Genomic DNA, 20,457 nt, shown 5'->3' on the forward strand with positions numbered 1-20,457 from the left:
CACAGGCCTGTATACGCGCCATGCAATCTATGGGGTCCGGCCCCATGGGCTTGCCTGGCGGCTTGTGTCATGATGCTCCGACCGCAGGTTAGTCGCCCTTTCCCCCTTATGAACAAATCCCTCGCGTTGCTGACCGCCTTCCTGTTCCTTGGCGGATGCCAGACCCTGGCCCCTTCATCCACGGACGGCACCCCACCGGTGGAAGACAGCGCCCAGGCCCCCGAAGCCAAGCCCCAGGTCTATGCGTCGTTCAGCCGCGACACGCTGTTCGCCCTGCTCACCGCTGAGCTGGCCGGGCAGCGCAACCGCTTCGACATCGCCCTTGGCAACTACGTCCAGCAGGCCAACGCCACCCAGGACCCCGCCGTCGCCGAACGCGCCTTTCGCATTGCCGAGTACCTGGGCGCCGACCAGGCCGCGCTGGACACCGCGCTGATCTGGGCCACCAACGCCCCCGAGAACCTCGACGCCCAGCGCGCCGCCGCCATCCAACTGGCCCGTGGCGGTCGCTACGACGAATCCATGACCTACATGGAGAAGGTGCTGCAGAAGCAGGGCAACACCCATTTCGACTTCCTCGCCCTGTCCGCCGCCGAAACCGACCCGGACACCCGCGCCGGCCTGCTGCAAAGCTTCGACCGCCTGCTGGCCAAGTACCCGGACAACAGCCAACTGGTGTTCGGCAAAGCCGTGCTGATGCAACAGGACGGCCGCACCGAAGACGCCCTGGCCCTGCTGGAAGACCTGCCCTCCAGCGACAAGCAGATCCCGCCGATCCTCCTGCGTGCCCGCCTGCTGCAAAGCCTGGACCGCACCCACAACGCCCTGCCGCTGCTGGAGCGCGCCATCAAGCAACACCCGGACGACAAGCGCCTGCGCCTGACCTATGCCCGCCTGCTGGTGGAGGCCGACCGGCTGGACGAAGCCAAGTCCGAATTCGCCGGACTGGTCCAGCGCTTCCCCGATGACGACGACCTGCGCTTCTCCCTTGCCCTGGTGTGCATGGAGGGTGAAGCCTGGGACGAAGCCCAGGTCTACCTGCAGGAACTGGTGGAACGCGGCAGCCATGTCGACTCCGCCCACTTCAACCTCGGCCAGGTCTACGAGAAGCGCAACGACCTGGAAAGTGCACTGATCGAATACGGCCTGGTGGGCCCCGGCAACGACTACCTGCCCGCCCAACTGCGCTACACCGAGCTGCTGCTGGACGCCAAGCGCGGCGACGAGGCCGCCAGCCACCTGGCCAAGGCACGCGAGGCGCAGCCCGACTACGCCATCCAGCTCTACCTGATCGAAGCGGAGAACTTCGCCGAGCGCCAGCAGATCGACCACGCCTGGGCCACCATCGCCCAGGGGCTGAAGCAGTTCCCGGACGATCTCAACCTGCTCTACACCCGCGCCATGCTGGCCGAGAAGCGCGGCGACCTGGCCCAACTGGAGCGTGACCTGCGCTTCATCATCGAGCGCGAGCCCGAGAACGCCATGGCGCTGAACGCGCTGGGCTACACCCTGGCCGACCGCACCACCCGCTACGAGGAAGCCCGTGCCCTGGTGGAACAGGCGCACCAGCTCAAGCCGGATGATCCGGCCATCCTCGACAGCCTCGGCTGGATCAACTACCGCCAGGGCAAACTGGACGAGGCCGAGCGCCTGCTGCGCCAAGCCCTGGAAGCCTTCCCCGACCACGAAGTAGCCGCCCACCTGGGCGAAGTGCTGTGGGTCAAAGGCAAGCAGGACGAAGCCCGCAAAGTGTGGGCCGAAGCCCTGAAGAACCAGCCCGACAGCCCCATCCTGCGCAGCACCCTGAAGCGCCTGACCGGTTCCGAGACCCTCTGATCCATGCGTCTACGTCATCTACTGGCTGCAGGGGCGCTGCTCCTGCTCACCGGCTGCGCCGGCCTCACCTCCCGTGAATCGGTGGAAGGCAAAGGCGACGCCACCCTCTGGAAAGCCCACAAGCAGCAGGTCGCCTCCCTCGATGGCTGGCAGATCGCCGGCAAGGTCGGCATCCGCGCCCCGAAGGACTCCGGCAGCGGCACGCTGTTCTGGCTGCAACGCCGCGACTACTACGACATCCGCCTGTCCGGCCCGCTGGGCCGTGGCGCCGCCCGCCTCACCGGCCACCCCGGCGCCATCGTGCTGGAAGTGGCCAACCAGGGGCGCTTCGAAGCGGAATCCCCCGAAGCCCTGCTGGAAGAACAGCTCGGCTGGCGCCTGCCCGTCTCCCACCTGCAATGGTGGGTACGCGGCCTGCCCGCCCCCGACAGCCGCAGCCGCCTGACCCTCGACAGCGACAGCCACCTCTCCCGCCTGGAACAGGACGGCTGGGAGGTGAACTACCTCAGCTACGTCGAGCAGAACGGCTTCACCCTGCCCGAGCGCATCAAGCTCAAGGGCGCCGACCTCGACGTCACCCTGGTGATCAAGGACTGGCAACCGCGCCAGCTCGGCCAGTGAGTTCCGCCATGCAAGACGCCCAATTGATCCTGCCGGCGCCGGCCAAGCTCAACCTCATGCTGCACATCCTCGGGCGCCGTCCCGACGGTTACCACGAGCTGCAGACGCTGTTCCAGTTCCTCGACCACGGCGATGAGCTGGGCTTCTCGCTCCGTGAGGATGGCGAGATCCTCCTGCGCACCGAGATGCCCGGCGTCCCCCATGACAGCAACCTGATCGTCCGCGCCGCGCGCAGCCTGCAGCAGGCGTCCGGCACCCGCCTGGGCGCCGACATCTGGCTCGACAAACGCCTGCCCATGGGCGGCGGCATCGGCGGCGGCAGTTCCGATGCCGCCACCACCCTCCTCGGCCTTGACCACCTCTGGCAGACGCACCTCGGCGAAGAGCGTCTGGCCGAGCTGGGACTGGCACTGGGTGCCGACGTGCCGGTGTTCGTGCGCGGTCGCGCCGCCTTCGCCGAAGGCGTCGGCGAGCGCCTGCAACCGGTCACCCTGGAGGAGCCTTGGTTCCTCGTCGGCGTACCGCAAGTCTTTGTCAGCACAGCAGAAGTTTTCACCGATCCCGAGTTGACACGGAATTCTGCGCCCATTACTCTTCGCAGCCTTCTTGAGGGGGGCAGTCGTAACGACTGTCAGCCAGTGGTCGAGAAGCGTTACCCAGAAGTTCGTAACGCACTGATGTGGTTGAACAAATTCACATCTGCCCGACTAACCGGCACCGGAGCTTGTGTGTTTGGGAGCTTCCCAAACCGGGACGATGCTGATAAAGTCGCCCGCCAACTTCCGGCCACTCTGCCAAGTTTCGTCGCCAAGGGCAGCAACATCTCGATGCTGCATCGCCGCCTCGAAAACCTGGCTTGAAAGAAGTGTGCAAGTCCTCCGGTTATACCGACACAGGGGCGTCGCCAAGCGGTAAGGCAGCAGGTTTTGATCCTGCCATGCGTTGGTTCGAATCCAGCCGCCCCTGCCATAACCCTCCCCAGGGTCCTCGGTAGAACAGGTCTTGCAACGGTAGTTAAACGATATAGGGGCGTCGCCAAGCGGTAAGGCAGCAGGTTTTGATCCTGCCATGCGTTGGTTCGAATCCAGCCGCCCCTGCCATACACGAAGAAGCTGTTCAAAGGCCTCGCGCGTTTGAACAGCTTTTTAATTCATCAGGTCCACCCTCAGCCGGCAGGTACTGCGCGTGTCCAAGATGATGGTCTTCACGGGGAACGCCAACCCCGATCTGGCGCGTCGCGTCGTACGTCAACTGCATATCCCCCTCGGTGACGCCTCTGTAGGCAAGTTCTCCGACGGCGAAATCAGCGCGGAAATCAACGAAAATGTCCGCGGTAAGGACGTCTTCCTGATCCAGCCCACGTGCGCGCCCACCAACGACAACCTGATGGAGCTGGTGGTGATGGCTGACGCCTTCCGCCGCTCCTCGGCGTCCCGTATCACCGCTGTGATCCCCTACTTCGGCTATGCCCGCCAGGACCGCCGCCCGCGTTCCGCTCGCGTGGCGATCAGCGCCAAGGTCGTGGCCGACATGCTCACCGTGGTCGGTATCGACCGCGTGCTGACCGTCGACCTGCATGCCGACCAGATCCAGGGTTTCTTCGATATCCCCGTGGACAACATCTACGGCTCCCCCGTTCTGGTGGATGACATCGAAGACCAGCGTTTCGACAACCTCATGATCGTCTCCCCGGACATCGGTGGCGTGGTACGTGCCCGTGCCGTCGCCAAGTCCCTGGGCGTCGATCTGGCGATCATCGACAAGCGTCGTCCCAAGGCCAACCAGTCCGAAGTCATGCACATCATCGGTGATGTGGACGGCCGGACCTGCGTTCTGGTCGACGACATGGTCGACACTGCCGGCACCCTCGGCCACGCCGCCAAGGCCCTGAAGGACCACGGCGCTGCCAAGGTCTACGCCTACTGCACCCACCCGGTGCTGTCCGGTCGTGCCATCGAGAACATTGAAAACTCCGTGCTGGACGAGCTGGTGGTGACCAACACCATCCCCCTGTCCGCCGCGGCACAGGCCTGCTCCCGTATCCGTCAACTGGATATCGCGCCGGTCGTGGCTGAAGCGGTCCGCCGCATCAGCAATGAGGAATCGATCAGCGCGATGTTCCGCTAAGGAACGCGCCTGACGAAAACGCCCCGCTCCGGTGGGGCTTTTTTGCCTAACCGCCCAAGATGCTGGTCGCAAGCACTCGGGGCGGTTTGGCTATTTTGGAGAACTGTAATGACTGAATTCGCCCTGAACGCTTCCGTACGTTCCGACCTGGGGAAAGGTGCGAGCCGCCGCCTGCGTCGTAACGAAGCCCAAGTACCCGCCGTTGTCTACGGTGGCGACAAGGCTCCGCAATCCGTCAGCCTGCTGGCCAAAGAACTGGCCAAGCTGCTGGAAAACGAGGCTGCCTTCAGCCACGTGATCGCCCTGAACGTCGCCGGTGCCACCGAGACCGTTCTGATCAAGGCCCTGCAGCGCCACCCGTCCAAAGGCTTCGTCGTACACGCTGACTTCCAGCGCGTCGTTGCCGGCCACAAACTGACTGCCCACGTACCGGTTCGTTACCTGAACGAAGAAAGCTGCGTTGGCGTCAAGCAAGGCGGCGGCGAAGTCTACCGCGTGACCCCCGAGCTGGAAGTTTCCTGCCTGCCGCAAGACCTGCCCGAGCACATCGATGTCGACGTGGCAAATCTTGAAGTTGGCCAGAACATCCACCTGTCCGACCTCAAGCTGCCGAAAGGCATCGAGCTGGTTGCACTGGCCCACGGCAACGACCTCGTGGTCGCCAACGTGAAAGCCTCCCGCGTGAAGGATGAAGAAGGCTCCGCCGAGTAATTCGCGCAGCCTGAAGGAAGGGCCCCTGTCGTGACCGCCGTACAACTGATCGTCGGCCTGGGAAATCCAGGCCCCGAATACGACCAGACCCGGCATAACGCAGGGGCCCTTTTCGTTGAGCGCGTGGCAGACAGCCAGCGCGTCAACCTGTCTCTCGACAAGAAGTATTTCGGCCTCGTTGGCAAATTCAGCCACCAGGGCCGCGACGTTCGTCTGCTCATCCCCACCACCTACATGAACCGCAGCGGCCAGTCCGTGGCGGCGCTCGCCGGTTTCTTCCGCATCCCGGTCGACGCGATCCTGGTGGCCCACGACGAACTCGACATGCCCCCCGGCGTCGCCAAGCTCAAGCAGGGCGGTGGCCATGGCGGGCACAACGGGTTGCGCGACATCATCGCCCAGCTCGGCAACCAGAACGGCTTCCATCGCCTGCGCCTCGGCATCGGCCATCCCGGGCACGCCAGCCTGGTATCCGGCTACGTCCTCGGCCGCGCCTCGCGCAGCGAGCAGGAACTGCTCGACACCAGCATCGACTTCGCCCTCGGCGTGCTGCCCGACATCCTCGCGGGGGACTTCACCCGCGCGATGCAGAAACTGCACAGCCAGAAGGCCTGATCCACACCTCTTAATCGCCCCATTGGCGCGAGGGACATAGCATGGGATTCAATTGCGGCATCGTCGGCCTGCCCAACGTCGGCAAGTCCACCCTGTTCAACGCCCTGACCAAATCCGGCATCGCGGCGGAAAACTTCCCCTTCTGCACCATCGAGCCGAACAGCGGCATCGTTCCCATGCCCGACGCACGCCTGGAAGCCCTGGCCGAGATCGTCAAGCCGGAGCGGGTCCTGCCCACCACCATGGAGTTCGTCGACATCGCCGGCCTGGTCGCCGGAGCCTCCAAGGGTGAGGGCCTGGGCAACAAGTTCCTCGCCAACATCCGCGAGACCGACGCCATCGCCCACGTCGTGCGCTGCTTCGAGGACGACAACGTCATCCACGTCTCCAACAGCGTCGACCCCAAGCGCGACATCGAGATCATCGACCTCGAACTGATCTTTGCCGACCTCGACAGCTGCGAGAAGCAACTGCAGAAAGTGGTCCGCAACGCCAAAGGCGGCGACAAGGACGCCATCGCCCAGAAGGCCCTGCTGGAACAACTGATCGCCCACTTCACCGAAGGCAAGCCCGCGCGCAGCCTGATGAAGAACATGGACGACGAGCAGAAGCGCGTGATCCGCGGCTTCCACCTGCTCACCAGCAAGCCGGTGATGTACATCGCCAACGTCGCCGAGGACGGCTTCGAGAACAACCCGCACCTGGACGTGGTCAAGGCCATCGCCGCCGAAGAAGGCGCCATCGTGGTACCGGTCTGCAACAAGATCGAAGCCGAGATCGCCGAACTGGACGACGACGAAGAGAAACTGATGTTCCTCGAGTCCATGGGCATGGAAGAGCCGGGCCTGAACCGCGTGATCCGCGCCGGCTACAACCTGCTCAACCTGCAGACCTACTTCACCGCTGGCGTGAAGGAAGTCCGCGCCTGGACCGTGCGCATCGGCGCCACCGCCCCCCAGGCGGCAGCCGTCATCCACACCGACTTCGAGAAAGGCTTCATCCGCGCCGAAGTGGTCGCCTATGACGACTTCATCCAGTACAAGGGCGAAGCCGGCGCCAAGGAAGCCGGCAAATGGCGCCTGGAAGGCAAGGAATACATCGTCAAGGACGGCGACGTGATGCACTTCCGCTTCAACGTCTGAGCCCTCCCCGCTTCACCCGAAGCCCCCTGCGGATTCACGCCGCCGGGGGCTTCGTGCTTCAGGCCGCCTCCCCCCGCTGCTCGAACACCTCCCGCGCCAGCGCCAGGCCGTTCAGCGCAGTGGCGCAGGCCGCCCCCAATCAACACAGCCCTCAACGCCGTCGAAAACGCAGGGGCAGCCCCTGGCAATCCTCCCCGAAGCGCCCCTGGTGCCAGCCCAGTTGGCCGGACACCAGCGTGGTGCGCACCGCGTGGCGGAAGGTCCGGCCCTGGAACGGCGTCCAGCCGCATTGCGCGTGGATCGGGTCCGCCTCCACCGGCCGTGGCTCGGCCAGGCGCTCCACCAGCACCAGGTCCGCCCAGTAGCCCTCGCGCAGGTAGCCGCGCCGCTCGATGGCGAAGCGCTCCGCCACCGCGTGGCTGGTCTTGTGCACCAGCAGCGTCAGCGGCAGCAGCCCGTCGGCCACCAGCTCCAGCAGCGCCGGCAGGCTGTGCTGCACCAGCGGCAAGCCGGCGGGCGCCTGGGCGTAGGGCCGGGCCTTCTCCTCCCGGGTATGGGGCGCGTGGTCACTGCCGATCACGTCCAGCCGCCCGTCCAGCAAGGCCCGGCGCAGGGCATCACGGTCGGAGGGCGCCTTGATCGCCGGGTTGCACTTGATCAGGTGGCCCAGGCGCGGGTAGTCGCGGTCATCGAACAGCAGGTGGTGCACGCATACCTCAGCGGTGATGCGCTTGCCCGGCAGCGGCCCAGGGATGAACAGCTCCAGCTCCCGCGCGGTGGTGATGTGCAGCACATGCAGGTCGGTGCCGAAGCGACGGGCCAGCGCCACCGCCCGGCTGGAGGAGCGGTAGCAAGCCTCCGCATCGCGGATCAGCGGGTGCGCCTCGGGTGGGATGGCCTCGCCGTAGTCGGCCGCCCATTGCGCCTCGCGCTCGCGGATGCGCGGCGTGTCTTCGCAGTGGGCCAGCAGCAGCGTCGGACAATCGCGGAACAGCCGCTCCAGGGAGACCTCGTCGTCCACCAGCAGGTTGCCGGTGGAGGCCCCCATGAACACCTTCACCCCCGCCACACGCTCCGGGTCGAGCCGGGCCACGGTGTCGAGGTTGTCCCGGCTCACACCGAAGTGAAAACCGTAGTTCACCGAGGAACAAGCCGCCGCGCGGCGCTCCTTCGCCGCCAGCGCCTCCAGGTCCAGGGTCGGCGGCTGGGTGTTGGGCATGTCCATCACACTGGTCACACCCCCGGCCAGCGCCGCGCGGGACTCGCTGAGGAAAGTGCCCTTGTGGGGCGCGCCCGGGTCACGGAAGTGCACCTGGTCATCGATCATCCCCGGCAGCAGGTACTGGCCGCGGGCGTCGATCACCCGCACATCCGGGCGGGCGCTGATGCAGCGGTCGATGCGCTCGATACGGCCGTTGTGCACCAGCAGGTCGGCCTCCCACTCGCAGCCTTCGTTGACCAGGCGGGCATTGCGGATCAGCAGGTTATGCATGGCTAGAACTCGTTCTGCAGGGCCTTGTAACCGCGCACCAGATCGATGTTGGTACGGGCCACGTCTTCGGAGAATTCGGCGGCGGAAACGCTCACCCGGGGCAGGCTGTCCAGATCGGTCTTCGGCCCGATGCGCTGGGTCGAGGTCACGTGGAAGCCCGGAGGCAGGTCGCAGCCGTCCACCACCGCGTTGTGCCGCACCACGCAGCCATCGCCCACGGTGCAGTTGAACAGCACGCTGTTGAAGCCGATGAACACCCGGTCCCCCACCTGGCAGGGGCCGTGGATGATCGAGCGGTGGGCGATGGAGCTGTGGCTGCCGATGGTGACCGCCGCCCCCGACTTGGAGTGGATCACCACCCCGTCCTGGATGTTGGAGTTGGCACCGATGACGATCGGCTGCATGTCACCGCTCGCATCCACCTCATCCGCGCGGATCACCGCATAGGGCCCGATGAACACGTTGTCCTGCACGATCACCTTGCCGCAGAGGATCGCGGTCTTGTCCACATAGGCGGACTCGGCGATCACCGGCAGGTGGCCGGAAGGGTTCTTGCGGATCATGGACGGCCTCCCGCAGATGGCACCGGCACCGAGCTCACCACCCGCAGCCCCGCGCCGGAGAGCTGGTTGTAGAAGCACGAACGACGCCGGGTGTGGCAGGCCGGGCCGGCCTGGTCCACCTGCAGCAGCAGCGCATCGCCGTCGCAATCCAGGTGGGCGCTGACCAGGTGCTGCACATGCCCGGAGGTGTCGCCCTTGCGCCACAGGCAGCGGCGCGAGCGCGACCAGTAGCACGCCCGCCCCTCCTCCAGCGTGGCCCGCAGAGACTCGGCGTTCATCCACGCCAGCATCAGCACCTCGCCGCTGTCGTACTGCTGCGCCACGGCGGCGATCAGCCCATCGGCATTCCAGGGGATGGCCGCCATCACCGCCTCCAGATCCCGCCCGGTGCCGGCCGGGCTCCGCTCCAGTTGCAGCCAGAACTTCATGGCGCCAGCGCCTGCAGCAGCCGCTCCACGTTCTGCCGGTACATGCCGAGGTAGGTGCTGGCTGCGCCCTCGGCCGCCAGCGCATCGGAATACAGCGTGCCGCCCACCCGCGCGCCGGCCTCCTCGGCGATCTGCTTCACCAGCCGCGCATCGCGGATGTTCTCCACGAAGATGGCGCGCACCCCCTCCGCCCGCAGTTGGCGGATCAGTGCCGCCACCTCGGCGGCGGAGGGCTCGGCGGCATCGCTCACGCCCTGGGCCGCGAGGAACTGCAAGCGCCACTCCTGGGCGAAGTAACCGAAGGCATCGTGGCTGGTCAGCACCCGGCGCCGCTCCGGCGGCAACGCCATCAGGCGCGGGGCGATGCTCTGGCGCAGCGCCCCCAGCCGCCCCAGCCAGGAATCCCGCCGCGCCTCGAAGGCCGCCGCCCGGGCCGGCACCAACTGCGCCAACGCCTGGGTGATGTTGCGCGCGTAGATCTCCGCATTGCCCAGGCTCTGCCAGGCGTGGGGGTCCACCAGGCGCTGGTCGTGCTCCAGCACCGTGATCGGCACCACGCCCTTGCTCGCATCGATGCGCGTGCCCCGCGCCTCACCGTTGGCCAGCAGGCGCTCCAACCAGGGCTCGAAGCCCAGCCCGTTGGCGATCACCAGGTCCGCCTCCAGCACCGCCCGCACCTGGGCCGGAGCGGGCTCGAAGACGTGGGCATCGGCATCCGCCCCCACCAGGTTGGTGAGCTGGATATCGTCCCCGCCGATCTCGCGGGTGATGTCCGCCAGGATGCTGAAGGTGGTCACCACCCTCGCCTTCTCTGCAGCGGACAGTGAAACGGGCAGGCACAGCAGCAACAGCAGCACAACGCACAGGCGCATGAACATGCGGAGACTCCTCAACAGGGAACGGGAAGGGGCGCGCGTCGCAGCAAGCCGTGGACCGGCCCGACGAACACCGAAATCAGGTAAGCCAGCCCCGCCAGCAACACGATGCAGGGGCCGCTGGGCAGGTTGGCGTGGAACGACAGCAACAACCCCAGCCACACGCAGCTCGCACCGATGCCCGCCGCCGTCAGCAGCAGCACCGGCAGGCGCCGGCTCCAGAAGCGCGCCGCAGCCGCCGGCAGCATCATCAGCCCCACCACCATCAGCGCGCCGATGGCGTGGAAGCCGGTCACCAGGTTGAGCACCACCAGCGCCAGGAACAGCCCATAGGCCGGCGCCCCGAAGCGGCTCACCCCACGCAGGAACACCGGGTCGAAGCTGTCCCACAGCAGCGGGCGGTAGATCAGCGCCAACAGCGCCAGGCTCGTGCCGGCCACCGTCAGCATGCTGCGCAGCGTCTCGCCGTCCACCGCCAGGGCCGAGCCGAACAGCAGGTGTAGCAGGTCGATCCGGCGCCCCGCCAGCCCCAGCAACAGCACGCCGCCCGCCAGGGAAATGGGGTAGATGGCCGCCAGGCTCGCATCCTCCCGCAGGCCGGTGCGGCGGGTGATCCACGCCGCCAGCCCGGCCATCCCCAGCCCCGCCACCAGGCCGCCGAAGGTCAGCGCCGGCAGGCTCAGGCCGAAGAACCAGAACGCCAGCGCCGCACCGGGCAGCACCCCGTGGGAAATGGCATCACCGATCAGGCTCATGCGCCGCAGCATCAGAAACACCCCGAGCGGCCCCGCGCTGCACGCCAGCGCCACCCCGCCCAGCAGCGCCCGCTGCAAAAAGGCGAACTCCGCAAAAGGTTGCCAGAGCGCCGCGAGCATCAGGCCACCCGCTGGCTGGCCGAGGCCGGCAGCAGCACGCGGCTGGCGCCATGACGGCAGCCGTCGGCGCGGATCAGCAGGCAGCGCGGCAGGCGCTCGCGCACCGCCTCCAGGTCATGGCAGACCACCAGTTGCGTGCGCCCCTCCCGCTGCCAGCGGGCGATGCGCTGCCAGAGAATCGCCTGGCCCTCCGCGTCCAGCGCCGCGTCGGGCTCGTCCAGCAACAGCAGCGGCGCGTCCATCAGCTCCAGCCGCACCAACAAGGCCCGCTGCAACTCCCCGCCGGAAAGCGCCAGCAGCGGCTGGTCGGCCAGCGCCTCCAACTGCCAATCCACCAGGGCCGCCGCGCAGCGCCGACGCCGCTCCGCCCGGCTCAAGCGGCTGCGCCACAACCCCGCCATCGCCAGCTCCCCCAGGCTGAGGGGGAACTGCCGGTCCAGCGCCTGTTGCTGCTGCAAAAAGCCCACCGCCCCCAGGCCCGCCGCCCCGACGCTCACCCGCCCCGCCAAGGGGCGCTGCAAACCGGCGATCACCCGCAGCAGGCTGCTCTTGCCGCACCCGTTGCGCCCCACCACCGCCGTGAGGCTGCCGGCCGGCAACGCCAGGGAAAGCGGCGGCGCCAACGGCCGCGCAGGCGGCCCCCATTGCAAGGCATCGAACTGAAGCATCGTCAGGTCCAGGGCGAGGGAGAAAGGACTGTAGGAAAACGCAAATGTTATAAAGTAACATTTCACGCTTCACAACCCATTTCCCCGCGCACACCCCCTCCCCTTTTCCAACCCGAACGCCAACCGGCACCCACCGCTAAGCGGTTGATCGCCCTTCGAAAAATTCTGAAAAGTGGGGTTGACAGAGGCAGGAAGCGAGAGAATAATGCGCGCCACGTTGGCTACGTAGCTCAGCTGGTTAGAGCATAGCATTCATAATGCTGGGGTCCGGGGTTCAAGTCCCTGCGTAGCCACCATACAAAACAAAGGGTTAGCTTCGGCTAACCCTTTGTGCTTTCTGGGGTGTTCATTTCTTGACGCTCCCCTGCCCGCCTCCCTGCATCACGCCCTCCCCCTGATTGATTTCACCGCAGCGTCCCTCATGCTGCGCCGCCCTTCCCTGGCTCCCCGCTCTGGCACGCGCCTCCGTCAACAGCACCGCCTGTTGGGTCCCGTGACCACAGGGCCCGAATCGTGCGGATGGTGGAAAGGAAGACCTCGCTGGGAAAGCGCTCACGGCAATGACCATCGATGGTCATGAAGAACGCTTCCTCATACACGCCCGCCATGGGCAGGACCACGCCGACGATGTGCTTGCAGCACCAGATCGGCGCCTCGCTGTCGTCCCACACCAGCTCGACGAGCACCGTCTTGCCGATGTAGCCGATAGCCGTGTCCGCATCGAATTCCAACGCGCCACGCTTGCCAGTCGTAGCCGCTCCGAAGGGTGAATCCAGGTGCCGTCTCATTGCCTATCCCTGCCTCTGAAATGCCCATAAACTGTGACTCAATCACGCTCAAGAGTGACGTAATATTCGTCATTCGAGCCCCGCTATACATGACGAAATATTCGACACAACGAAATATTCGTCGATTCTATAGATGGTTTTTGAATATGGAAGATCGGCTCAGGGAGGTTGTAAGGCATATAGGCCCTTCAACCTTGGCGAAAAATACGACCATCAGTGATCGACGCCGCTGGCAAACCGTGGCGACTGACTTCAGAACGAAAACCCGGGTCGAAGACCTGGCAGCGCTGCTGGCCATCTACCCCGAGTACGAGCTCTACATCATCCACGGTGAGACCGACCTGGCCCGGGGGCAGATCAGCCCGGGCGTTACCGAAGCAGATGTGAAGTTGGCGGGGGATGGAGCGGGGAGTAGGTAAGGGCTGGAATGGTGTGGCGGTGTAGCGGCGCAAGCCCAAGCAGGAGGTGATGATCGACTCCGACCTGGGCAATCAGTTCAGCAGCTTGGACTGGCTGAGCGCTTTCAGGGCTAACAACCTGATCAGCGGCGTGAGCCGCCGCGGCAAACGCTCTCAGCCAGCACTCTTGTTGCGCGCCTTCTGCGTTATCGTCCCAATTCAACGCAGAGCGCTGGGTCGCCCAACGGCACCCAATACGAACTATCGACGCCGTCTTCTCCAAGCTTCTTGGAAATCTGTTTGTAGTAGTCCGCATCGCCGTAAAGACACGCCATGCTCACCGCCAGATTGAGATTTTCCTTGCCGGGGTAGCGCTCTACGAGGTCGTCCAGACTCCGCTTCATACGGGTCCAGTCGAGCAGGGACTCGTCCGGGTCTTCATGCTTCATAAGCAGGCTGGCATAAAGCCTGGCGTACATCGCGTCGCCTTCGATGTCCCTACGTTTATCAGTCCAATAGCCGACGAAACGGTCCACAGCCTGCCAGGTCCCCCCCCACCTCGGCACAAGCCGGCTCAACAGCACCTCGTAGAAATCGTAGTAGTTAGGCCACTTGGCAACACCTTCGCGGAACACATCCATTGGCTTGCTGGTACCACCACCATCCGTGGCGACTGCCAGCAACAGGTTCTGGGCCAACGGTGTATCTCGCACCTCGGCCGGAGCCGCCAGGATGGCCTTCTCACACTCGCCCAGTTTCTGCATGAAAAGCTTCATGGCCTCATCCGGCGTTTGTGACGCGTACGCACCACCGCGTGCGCGCCACGCATCGGCATAAATGAAACGCAGCTCGGCAAACTTCGCGAAGGCAGAATCAGGTCGTTGAGCCTTCCACTTGGCGATGCGCGCAGGCTCCGTAGCATCAGCGCCAGGCCCGGGCATTTGCTTGCGATAGAACCAATACGCCGCGCTGGCTCCAGGCCGACCTGAGGAGAAAGACACCTCGGGCTGCATCAGGCAACCCAGTGCGTCATCCAATTCCTGGTATCGCTCCAACGAGTAAAGCGAAAGCAGCCCAGCAACCGTGTTGTTCATGCTGGCCAAATCGAATGCCGCGCTGGTCGGGCATTCGGGGCTGAGTGTTGCAGTCCTGGCGCCATGAGTAGTGGGTGCATGGGACGCTGCCACATCGAGCGCAACTAGGGAAAACAGACTGCAAAGGCTGGCGGCATAGAGGACCGAACGCATGTGAACTCCATTTCAGTAGAAAGCTCCGAAAGTGCTGCAGCTTAGTCATCAATCAGCGTGCAGACCATGGCAGGGTGGGCAGTCTCGGGTTGGGCCTACTTACTCCAAGATATTTCAACCGCCCAGTGGCACACGAACTGAAGGCAGACAAAAGTGGCGCCTAGCTTCAGTGAAAGAATTCAGCCAATAAGCGACCCAATGCAGCGATCAAAGATATGGGTAAGAGCGCCATAGTCGCAGACGACAGCATCGATGTTGGCCTGAATCCACTCATGCTCATCAACCGCCCACCAACTCAGTTCAAAACCAGCGTTGATGATGATGAACTCAAACAGGATGCGCTGAGCTCGACCATTTCCGTCGCGGAAGGGATGAATCATATTCAAATCGCCAAAGGCTTCAGCCACAGCGGGAACCAGGTGGTTGCGATCAAAGCCTTCGAACCAGTTTGCCTGCGCCAAACCGTGAAAGATTTTTTCAGCCTCGGGTTCAATACGACTGACATTGCAGAAGTGCGTGTTTCCCTTGGAGATATCCACGGTACGCAACTCACCGGCCCAGTCGTATACGTCCCGGAAGAGCTGCTGGTGAATGCGCTTCAGGGCAACCACGTCATAGGGCGATGCAATGAACTCGATGTTGCTGGCAGCGATTGAAGAAAGGGTGCGCTCAGCTTCGCTAAGTGCGTCGCCATCGGTAAGGCCCAGGCGGTTTCGAAGAACCGACGTGCCGGGGTAGCAATAAGGGTCCTGACCAACTCCGTATTTGTCGACCATCAGCCTTTCTTGTTGCGGTAGGCGCTCATGGCGGCTTCGCGGGTAGGCAGCTCGCGCTTCGCATCGGCCGGGGTTACATCAAACCCCTCCAGGCGAAGGCTGGCGACATAGTTGGATTGGCGAACTTTGGCGAAATAGGCCTTTTTGGCCGCTAGGGACGGGGCAGGCATGGTGTGCGTCTCTCGCTGGGAACCGCTCCATTATAGCGGATCGTCAGCTTCCCCTTGAGGGAATGCCGTCCCGATCCCTACCCATCAGAGCCCTTCCCTGGAGCTCAGTGAATCGACTGGCAGCGGACTATTTTGGGCCGGGAGAGCACCGGAGCGGCCGGCCAACCCACCTCCTTATCCACACCTCCCGCATATACAGCTCCTCCGGCAGCACATAGCCCCAGCGCCCCCGGATATCGGTGCGGGGCGCGCGGGGGCGGTGGGTGGCGGCTGGGACGGGGCGCCATTGGCCGTAGGGCGTGGGGGTGAGGATGCAGAGCAGGCGCAGCACGGGGCGCGCCTGCTGGGGGTGAACGGCCTTGTTCATATGAGCTCCCGGTTATGGCGGTTGGTGCGCTGGTTGTAGGCGTTGAAGGCGAGGCGGTCGAGGCGCTTGATTTCGGCGGTGTCGAAGGTGTTTGTGTCCTGCAGGGCGTCGAGGTAGCCGCCCATGCGGATGTAGTAGGCGAGCGAGCGCTCCGAGTCGGCGTAGCGGATGGCCTTGAGGAGCAGGCGCAGTTGAACGTTGATGGCTTTCATTGGGCGTAGTCCCCCGCGCTGAACACTGTTTTGCCGCTCTCCAGGTCGAGGCGGATGCGGTGCAGGTTGATGACGCGGCGCCGGCCGATCTTCACGGTGGGGATGGTGTTGCTCTCTACCCAGCCGCGCACCACGTCTTCGGTGATCTCCGCGATGCCGCACATTTCCGCCAGCACCAGTTGCGTGCAAAACGGCGCACAGCGGAAATCGTTCATTCGCTCAGGCTTTGCGCCCGTGCTGAACCTCACTACTCCAGATTGTTCCATACAGACACCCTATAATCGGCCAATCTAAGCCACCATGAGTAATAAATACTCAAAGCAATCTAGGGCACTGTTGCTTTTGAGTAAAGGTTACTCAAGCCGAGAAAACTCAATGGACGCCGTAAGAAACAGAGCACTTCAACTGATTCGGGCTGTAGGACCGAAGCACTTGAGCGAGCTCGGGGGCAAGAACTACGAACGCTGGCGGAACATCAGCGGCGGCAAGATCCGGATCAGCACCGACGAAGTGGGCATCCTTGCCGAGGCTTATCCACAGTTCGCGCTCTGGCTGATATCCGGGCGCACGGAGCCGGAGAACGGGCACATCAGCCCGGATGACGTGCCTTCTGCGTGATGACAGAGGGTTGAAGCCAGGCCAGGGGCAGAGCAGCCCCGAACACGACGGCCTGATCGCCCCGCCCTACCAGGACTAGCTTCTCCTTCCACCTTCCCCCGCTCGGTGCCCACGTCATGAGGCGCCGGGCCCTTTCCTCTTCGATCCCCCGGCTTCACGCCTACCCTCCCCTGCTGCGTGCGGCCAACTGCTCATGCAGGGACCACGCGACGGCGTAGGGCTGTTCGCGCTGGCTGAAGGCGGCCCCGGCCTGGTGCCAGTGCGCTTCCTCCAGCCCGCTGCGAGCGATTTCGTGGGCGAGTGCATCGATCTGCCGTTCGAGCGTGCTGCCCAGGCCGGCGGTGACGGTGAGGGGCAGGCCGAACAGCGGCCGCCCGATGAAGGCGGGGTAGCGCTCCGTCGGTACGTCGAGACCGGTGGCCTGGATGCCCAGCAGGACGACACGGCCCTCGGCATCCACCACCTCCAGCCCGTAAGAACCGCCATCGCTCAGGGCCCAGCCGTCGAGGCGCTGGAGGGGGTAGGCCAGGCGGGGCACCTGGGTGAGGTAGAGGTAGCCGGCGGCTGCGGCACTGGCGGCGAGGGCCAGGGTGAGTGAGGTGATCCCTAACGCGCGTTTCATCGAGGCCTCCTTGCGGGTGGGCGAAGCCTACAGGGCGCGGGGCCTGGCGGGCCATGGCGGCGTGCCGGGGCGCTGAAAGCGGAACTGGCCGGTCATCCCCCCGGTGGGAAAAAGTTGTACAAGCCTCTTGCGTAAACTTATACGCAGCAGTAGAAAAGCTATACAAATTTACCGAATGTACAGCTTTAGAGGACTCGATCATGCCGGCCTACCGCGCGCCGCTCCGCGACATGCGCTTTGTGTTCGATGAAGTACTCGATGCCTATTCGCACCTGCAGGCGCTGCCGTCCCAAGGGGAATTCGGCGCGGACCTGGGCAGCGCGATTCTCGAAGAGGCGGCGCGCCTGGCTGAGGGCGTGCTGGCCCCGCTGAACAGTTCGGGCGACAAGGAAGGCTGTCATTACGACCCGGCGACCCGCGCGGTGAAGACGCCCGCCGGGTTCCGCGAGGGCTACCGCCAGTTTGCCGAAGGCGGCTGGACAGCGCTGGCCTGCCCCACCGAGTTCGGCGGCCAGGGCCTGCCCCATGTGCTGAACATGATGGTGGAGGAGATGGTGTGCTCGGCGAACCTGTCGCTGGGCATGTACCCGGGCCTGACCCACGGCGCCATCAATGCGCTCTCCGCCCACGGCACCCGCGAGCAGCAGGAGGCTTACCTGCCGAAGCTGATCAGCGGTGAGTGGACGGGCACCATGTGCCTGACCGAGCCGCAGTGCGGCACGGACCTGGGGCTGATCCGCACCCGCGCCGAACCCCAGGCGGACGGCAGCTACGCGCTGAGCGGTACGAAGATCTGGATCACCGGCGGTGAGCACGATCTGGTGGAGAACATCGTCCACCTGGTGCTGGCCCGCCTGCCCGACGCGCCGGCCGGGGTGAAGGGGATTTCGCTGTTCCTGGTGCCCAAGTTCCTCGCCGATGGCAGCCGCAACCCGGCGTTCTGCGGCGGGCTGGAGCACAAGATGGGCATCAAGGGTTCGGCCACCTGCGTGATGAATTTCGAGGGTGCCAAGGGCTGGCTGATCGGCGAGCCCCACAAGGGTCTGCGCTGCATGTTCACGATGATGAACTCGGCACGCCTGATGGTGGGCATGCAGGGCCTGGGCATTGCGGAGAACGCCTACCAGATCAGCCTGGGCTTCGCCCGCGAGCGCTTGCAGAGCCGCTCGCTGAGCGGGCCGAAGGCGCAGGACAAGCCGGCGGACCCGATCCTGGTACACCCGGATGTGCGGCGCATGCTGCTGCGCCAGAAGGTGATGATCGAGGGCAGCCGCGCGCTGGCCTACTTCACCGGCCTGCATCAGGACATCGCCCACGACCACCCGGACGCCGAGGTGCGCCAGCAGGCGGACGACCTGGTGCAACTGCTGACGCCGGTGGTGAAGGCCTTCCTCACCGACGAGGGCTTCGCCTGCGCCAACGAGGGCCTGCAGGTGATGGGCGGCTCGGGCTTCACCGAGGACTGGGGCATCGAGCAATTGGTGCGGGACTGCCGCATCACCCGTATCTACGAAGGCACCAACGGCATCCAGGCGCTGGACCTGGTGGGCCGCAAGCTGGCCCTGGGCGGCGGCCGTGCGGTGCGTGGCTTCTTCCAGTTGGTGGATAAGTGGCTCAAGGCCAACCCCGAGGCGGCCCACGTGGCCAAGGTGGACAAGGCGTTGCGCCAGTTGCAGCAGGCGACGATGTGGCTGGCCACCGAAGGCATGAAGGACCCGGAACAGGCCGGCGCTGCAGCCACGCCCTACCTGCGGCTGTTCGCGCTGACCGCGCTGGCCTGGCTGTGGACCCGCATGGCTCAGGTGGCCCAGGCCAAGCTGGACGCGGGCAGTGAGGAGAAGACTTTCTACGGCGCCAAGCTGAAGTCCGCCGACTTCTACATGACCCGAACCCTGACCGAGACCGACGGCCTGCTGGCCGAGGTGATGGCAGGCAAAGCATCCCTGATGGCGTTCAACGAGGACGAGTTCGCCGCATAGCCAACCCTCCCCCTCCGTATGCGCACGCCGGCAATCCCTCCCTTTTTTGATTGCCGGTTTTTTTTGCCCGGAATTTGGTCGGCCCGTGGGCTGACGGGGCCGTCGTAGGGCGGATTTCAGCCCACCGGCCGACACCGACCGGGACCGATGCGGTTCGCCGAGCTCACCGCATCCTACGGGCAGGCGATGCGCCGGTTTGTGGGGGCGGGTTCGTTCGCGATGGGTCGGGAATGGTCAGCGCCGTTCCCGGGCTGAAGCCCGGGCTACGAGTGACAACGTGCCGACCCACTGCCATTCGTACAGGCACACCCCGTAGGGTGGATCGCGCTTTATCGATCCACCGGCGATGTCGCGTCAGATGCCAGTGGTGGAGAAAAGCATCGCGAATGAATTCGCTCCCAGGGAGTGCGTCATGGGGCCGTGTCGAACGCCATCGGTGGATGGAAAGAGCGCCATCCACCCTACGCCCCGAGAGGCGATGTGCCGGTTTATGGGGGCGAAATTATTTGCGATTGGTCGGGGAGTGATCGGGCCGCGCCCATGGGTGAAGGCACACCCCGTAGGGTGGATCGCGCTTTATCGATCCACCGACGGAGCCACGCCGGATGCCGGTGGTGGGCAGGAAAAGCATCGCGAATGAATTCGCTCCCACGGGGTGCGTCATGGGGCCGAGGGGTGGGCCGAACGCCATTGGTGGATGGAAAGTGCGCCACCCCGGGAGGCGATGTGCCGGGCGTGGGAGCGAATTCATTCGCGATTGGTGAGATGGCCGAGGTGGCGCACCAACGTGTCGATCAAGAGCCAACCGGAAAGCGGCAGGCCGATGAACATCATCGGTACGCTCAGGAACAGCGCTCGTCCAACCCAGGCGGTCATGTCCTGCCCGTTCGACAGGCAGTCATGCAGCCCCTTGGTGTTGCCTTGGCAGTCGAAGTGTTCGAAGGCCCAGATGCCCCATTGCCATCCCAGCCAGGTAACGCCCATCGGGAGCAGGGCCAGCACGTAGCGGCTCAACCAGCCCAGCCGCTCGGCACGCCTCCAGAGCAACCAGGGCGGCGCGAACAAGAAGGTGGCGAGCAGTGGCCAGAACAGCAGGTCGATCATGGGGTACGTCCTGTACTGAAAGCGTCCAAGCAAGGCGCACGATTTTAGCGTCGTCGGCACCGGAGGGAGAGCCTCGCGAATGAATTCGCACGGGGTACGGCACGGAGCCGTAGGGTGGGCTTCAGCCCACGCTGTCTGCCGTTGGTGGACTGAAGCGGAACGCCGCCCGGCCCACCCTACAGGGCATACGCAGAACGCCATTGGTGGATGGAAAGAGCGCCAT

The 20,457-nt window shown here is 64.8% G+C and carries 24 protein-coding genes, 3 tRNA genes and 1 pseudogene; 14 read left to right on the forward strand and 14 right to left on the reverse strand.

What is annotated here, in order from left to right:
* The first annotated feature begins 108 nt into the window (after positions 1-108).
* From A7D27_RS21955 to ychF, 9 genes are all read left to right on the forward strand, one after another.
* Positions 109-1,836: a tetratricopeptide repeat protein gene (locus A7D27_RS21955; protein ID WP_069566083.1), complete on the forward strand. Its 1,728-nt coding sequence runs from the start codon at positions 109-111 to the stop codon at positions 1,834-1,836.
* Positions 1,837-1,839: 3 nt separating this feature from the next.
* Positions 1,840-2,457, forward strand: coding sequence for a lipoprotein insertase outer membrane protein LolB (lolB, locus tag A7D27_RS21960; RefSeq protein ID WP_069566084.1), 618 nt, complete (start codon positions 1,840-1,842; stop codon positions 2,455-2,457).
* An 8-nt stretch (positions 2,458-2,465) separates the two neighbouring features.
* Positions 2,466-3,317, forward strand: coding sequence for a 4-(cytidine 5'-diphospho)-2-C-methyl-D-erythritol kinase (gene ispE, locus A7D27_RS21965; protein WP_069566085.1), 852 nt, complete (start codon positions 2,466-2,468; stop codon positions 3,315-3,317).
* Between the two features lie 34 nt (positions 3,318-3,351).
* Positions 3,352-3,426, forward strand: a tRNA-Gln gene (locus A7D27_RS21970).
* A 56-nt stretch (positions 3,427-3,482) separates the two neighbouring features.
* A tRNA-Gln gene (locus A7D27_RS21975) sits at positions 3,483-3,557 on the forward strand.
* 85 nt (positions 3,558-3,642) lie between these two features.
* A complete protein-coding gene (locus tag A7D27_RS21980) occupies positions 3,643-4,584 on the forward strand; it encodes a ribose-phosphate pyrophosphokinase (RefSeq protein WP_044404458.1) in 942 nt (313 codons plus the stop codon).
* A gap of 108 nt (positions 4,585-4,692) precedes the next feature.
* Positions 4,693-5,295 (forward strand): 50S ribosomal protein L25/general stress protein Ctc, encoded by a 603-nt coding sequence (locus A7D27_RS21985; RefSeq protein ID WP_069562623.1) that lies wholly within the window; start codon positions 4,693-4,695, stop codon positions 5,293-5,295.
* A 30-nt stretch (positions 5,296-5,325) separates the two neighbouring features.
* Positions 5,326-5,910, forward strand: a complete 585-nt coding sequence (pth, locus tag A7D27_RS21990) for an aminoacyl-tRNA hydrolase (RefSeq protein ID WP_069566086.1) — start codon at positions 5,326-5,328, stop codon at positions 5,908-5,910.
* 41 nt (positions 5,911-5,951) lie between these two features.
* Positions 5,952-7,052, forward strand: coding sequence for a redox-regulated ATPase YchF (gene ychF / locus A7D27_RS21995; RefSeq protein ID WP_069562622.1), 1,101 nt, complete (start codon positions 5,952-5,954; stop codon positions 7,050-7,052).
* A 151-nt stretch (positions 7,053-7,203) separates the two neighbouring features.
* Here ychF and A7D27_RS22000 read toward each other — a convergent pair whose 3' ends face one another.
* Genes A7D27_RS22000 through A7D27_RS22025 form a run of 6 tightly spaced genes read right to left on the reverse strand, consistent with a single transcriptional unit; the run spans position 7,204 to position 11,953 of the window.
* Positions 7,204-8,544: a dihydroorotase gene (locus A7D27_RS22000; protein WP_069566087.1), complete on the reverse strand. Its 1,341-nt coding sequence runs from the start codon at positions 8,542-8,544 to the stop codon at positions 7,204-7,206.
* Between the two features lie 2 nt (positions 8,545-8,546).
* Positions 8,547-9,107 (reverse strand): carbonate dehydratase, encoded by a 561-nt coding sequence (locus A7D27_RS22005; protein WP_069566088.1) that lies wholly within the window; start codon positions 9,105-9,107, stop codon positions 8,547-8,549.
* A complete protein-coding gene (hisI, locus tag A7D27_RS22010) occupies positions 9,104-9,535 on the reverse strand; it encodes a phosphoribosyl-AMP cyclohydrolase (protein ID WP_069562620.1) in 432 nt (143 codons plus the stop codon). The genes A7D27_RS22005 and hisI overlap by 4 nt, the downstream gene beginning before the upstream one ends.
* A complete protein-coding gene (locus A7D27_RS22015) occupies positions 9,532-10,407 on the reverse strand; it encodes a metal ABC transporter solute-binding protein, Zn/Mn family (protein WP_069562645.1) in 876 nt (291 codons plus the stop codon). The genes hisI and A7D27_RS22015 overlap by 4 nt, the downstream gene beginning before the upstream one ends.
* 17 nt (positions 10,408-10,424) lie before the next feature.
* Positions 10,425-11,285 (reverse strand): metal ABC transporter permease, encoded by an 861-nt coding sequence (locus A7D27_RS22020; RefSeq protein ID WP_069566089.1) that lies wholly within the window; start codon positions 11,283-11,285, stop codon positions 10,425-10,427.
* On the reverse strand, positions 11,285-11,953 hold the full coding sequence (locus A7D27_RS22025; protein ID WP_069566090.1) for a metal ABC transporter ATP-binding protein: 669 nt from the start codon (positions 11,951-11,953) through the stop codon (positions 11,285-11,287). Before A7D27_RS22025 ends, A7D27_RS22020 begins: the two co-directional genes overlap by 1 nt.
* A gap of 219 nt (positions 11,954-12,172) precedes the next feature.
* Here A7D27_RS22025 and A7D27_RS22030 point away from each other — a divergent pair.
* Positions 12,173-12,249 (forward strand) — tRNA-Met (locus A7D27_RS22030).
* 123 nt (positions 12,250-12,372) lie between these two features.
* On the opposite strand, the gene A7D27_RS22035 is transcribed toward A7D27_RS22030, so the two are convergent.
* A complete protein-coding gene (locus A7D27_RS22035) occupies positions 12,373-12,741 on the reverse strand; it encodes a hypothetical protein (RefSeq protein WP_069566091.1) in 369 nt (122 codons plus the stop codon).
* Positions 12,742-12,980: 239 nt separating this feature from the next.
* Here A7D27_RS22035 and A7D27_RS22040 point away from each other — a divergent pair, with 239 nt between their 5' ends.
* Together A7D27_RS22040 and A7D27_RS28815 are read left to right on the forward strand one after the other, a co-directional pair.
* Complete coding sequence (locus A7D27_RS22040; protein WP_256557197.1) at positions 12,981-13,160, forward strand: hypothetical protein; 180 nt, start codon at positions 12,981-12,983, stop codon at positions 13,158-13,160.
* 25 nt (positions 13,161-13,185) lie between these two features.
* Positions 13,186-13,305, forward strand: a pseudogene (locus A7D27_RS28815) (IS3 family transposase); the annotation flags it as partial.
* Between the two features lie 40 nt (positions 13,306-13,345).
* Here A7D27_RS28815 and A7D27_RS22045 read toward each other — a convergent pair.
* From A7D27_RS22045 to A7D27_RS22065, 5 genes are all read right to left on the reverse strand, one after another.
* Positions 13,346-14,386 carry a DUF4034 domain-containing protein gene (locus A7D27_RS22045; protein ID WP_069566093.1) on the reverse strand — a complete coding sequence of 347 codons (1,041 nt, stop codon included), beginning with the start codon at positions 14,384-14,386 and terminating at the stop codon, positions 13,346-13,348.
* A 179-nt stretch (positions 14,387-14,565) separates the two neighbouring features.
* Positions 14,566-15,162: a putative adenosine monophosphate-protein transferase Fic gene (locus tag A7D27_RS22050; RefSeq protein WP_069566094.1), complete on the reverse strand. Its 597-nt coding sequence runs from the start codon at positions 15,160-15,162 to the stop codon at positions 14,566-14,568.
* Positions 15,162-15,332: a YhfG family protein gene (locus tag A7D27_RS28105; protein WP_139131194.1), complete on the reverse strand. Its 171-nt coding sequence runs from the start codon at positions 15,330-15,332 to the stop codon at positions 15,162-15,164. Before A7D27_RS28105 ends, A7D27_RS22050 begins: the two co-directional genes overlap by 1 nt.
* 363 nt (positions 15,333-15,695) lie before the next feature.
* Complete coding sequence (locus A7D27_RS22060) at positions 15,696-15,911, reverse strand: hypothetical protein (RefSeq protein WP_069562615.1); 216 nt, start codon at positions 15,909-15,911, stop codon at positions 15,696-15,698.
* On the reverse strand, positions 15,908-16,177 hold the full coding sequence (locus tag A7D27_RS22065; RefSeq protein ID WP_044403789.1) for a hypothetical protein: 270 nt from the start codon (positions 16,175-16,177) through the stop codon (positions 15,908-15,910). Before A7D27_RS22065 ends, A7D27_RS22060 begins: the two co-directional genes overlap by 4 nt.
* A 166-nt stretch (positions 16,178-16,343) precedes the next feature.
* Between A7D27_RS22065 and A7D27_RS22070 the strand changes: the two genes are divergently transcribed.
* Positions 16,344-16,529, forward strand: a complete 186-nt coding sequence (locus A7D27_RS22070; protein ID WP_240915819.1) for a DNA-binding protein — start codon at positions 16,344-16,346, stop codon at positions 16,527-16,529.
* A gap of 160 nt (positions 16,530-16,689) precedes the next feature.
* Here the strand turns inward: A7D27_RS22070 and A7D27_RS22075 are convergent, their stop codons facing one another.
* Entirely contained in the window at positions 16,690-17,151 is a 462-nt protein-coding gene (locus A7D27_RS22075) for a hypothetical protein (RefSeq protein ID WP_069566096.1), read from the reverse strand.
* A 200-nt stretch (positions 17,152-17,351) separates the two neighbouring features.
* On the opposite strand from A7D27_RS22075, the gene A7D27_RS22080 reads away from it, so the two are divergent.
* A complete protein-coding gene (locus A7D27_RS22080) occupies positions 17,352-19,130 on the forward strand; it encodes an acyl-CoA dehydrogenase C-terminal domain-containing protein (protein WP_069566097.1) in 1,779 nt (592 codons plus the stop codon).
* Between the two features lie 747 nt (positions 19,131-19,877).
* Here A7D27_RS22080 and A7D27_RS22085 read toward each other — a convergent pair.
* Positions 19,878-20,234: a hypothetical protein gene (locus A7D27_RS22085; RefSeq protein WP_083265736.1), complete on the reverse strand. Its 357-nt coding sequence runs from the start codon at positions 20,232-20,234 to the stop codon at positions 19,878-19,880.
* Positions 20,235-20,457 lie beyond the last annotated feature (223 nt).

The organism is Pseudomonas sp. 1D4 (genome assembly GCF_001728925.1).
GTDB lineage: Bacteria > Pseudomonadota > Gammaproteobacteria > Pseudomonadales > Pseudomonadaceae > Metapseudomonas > Metapseudomonas otitidis.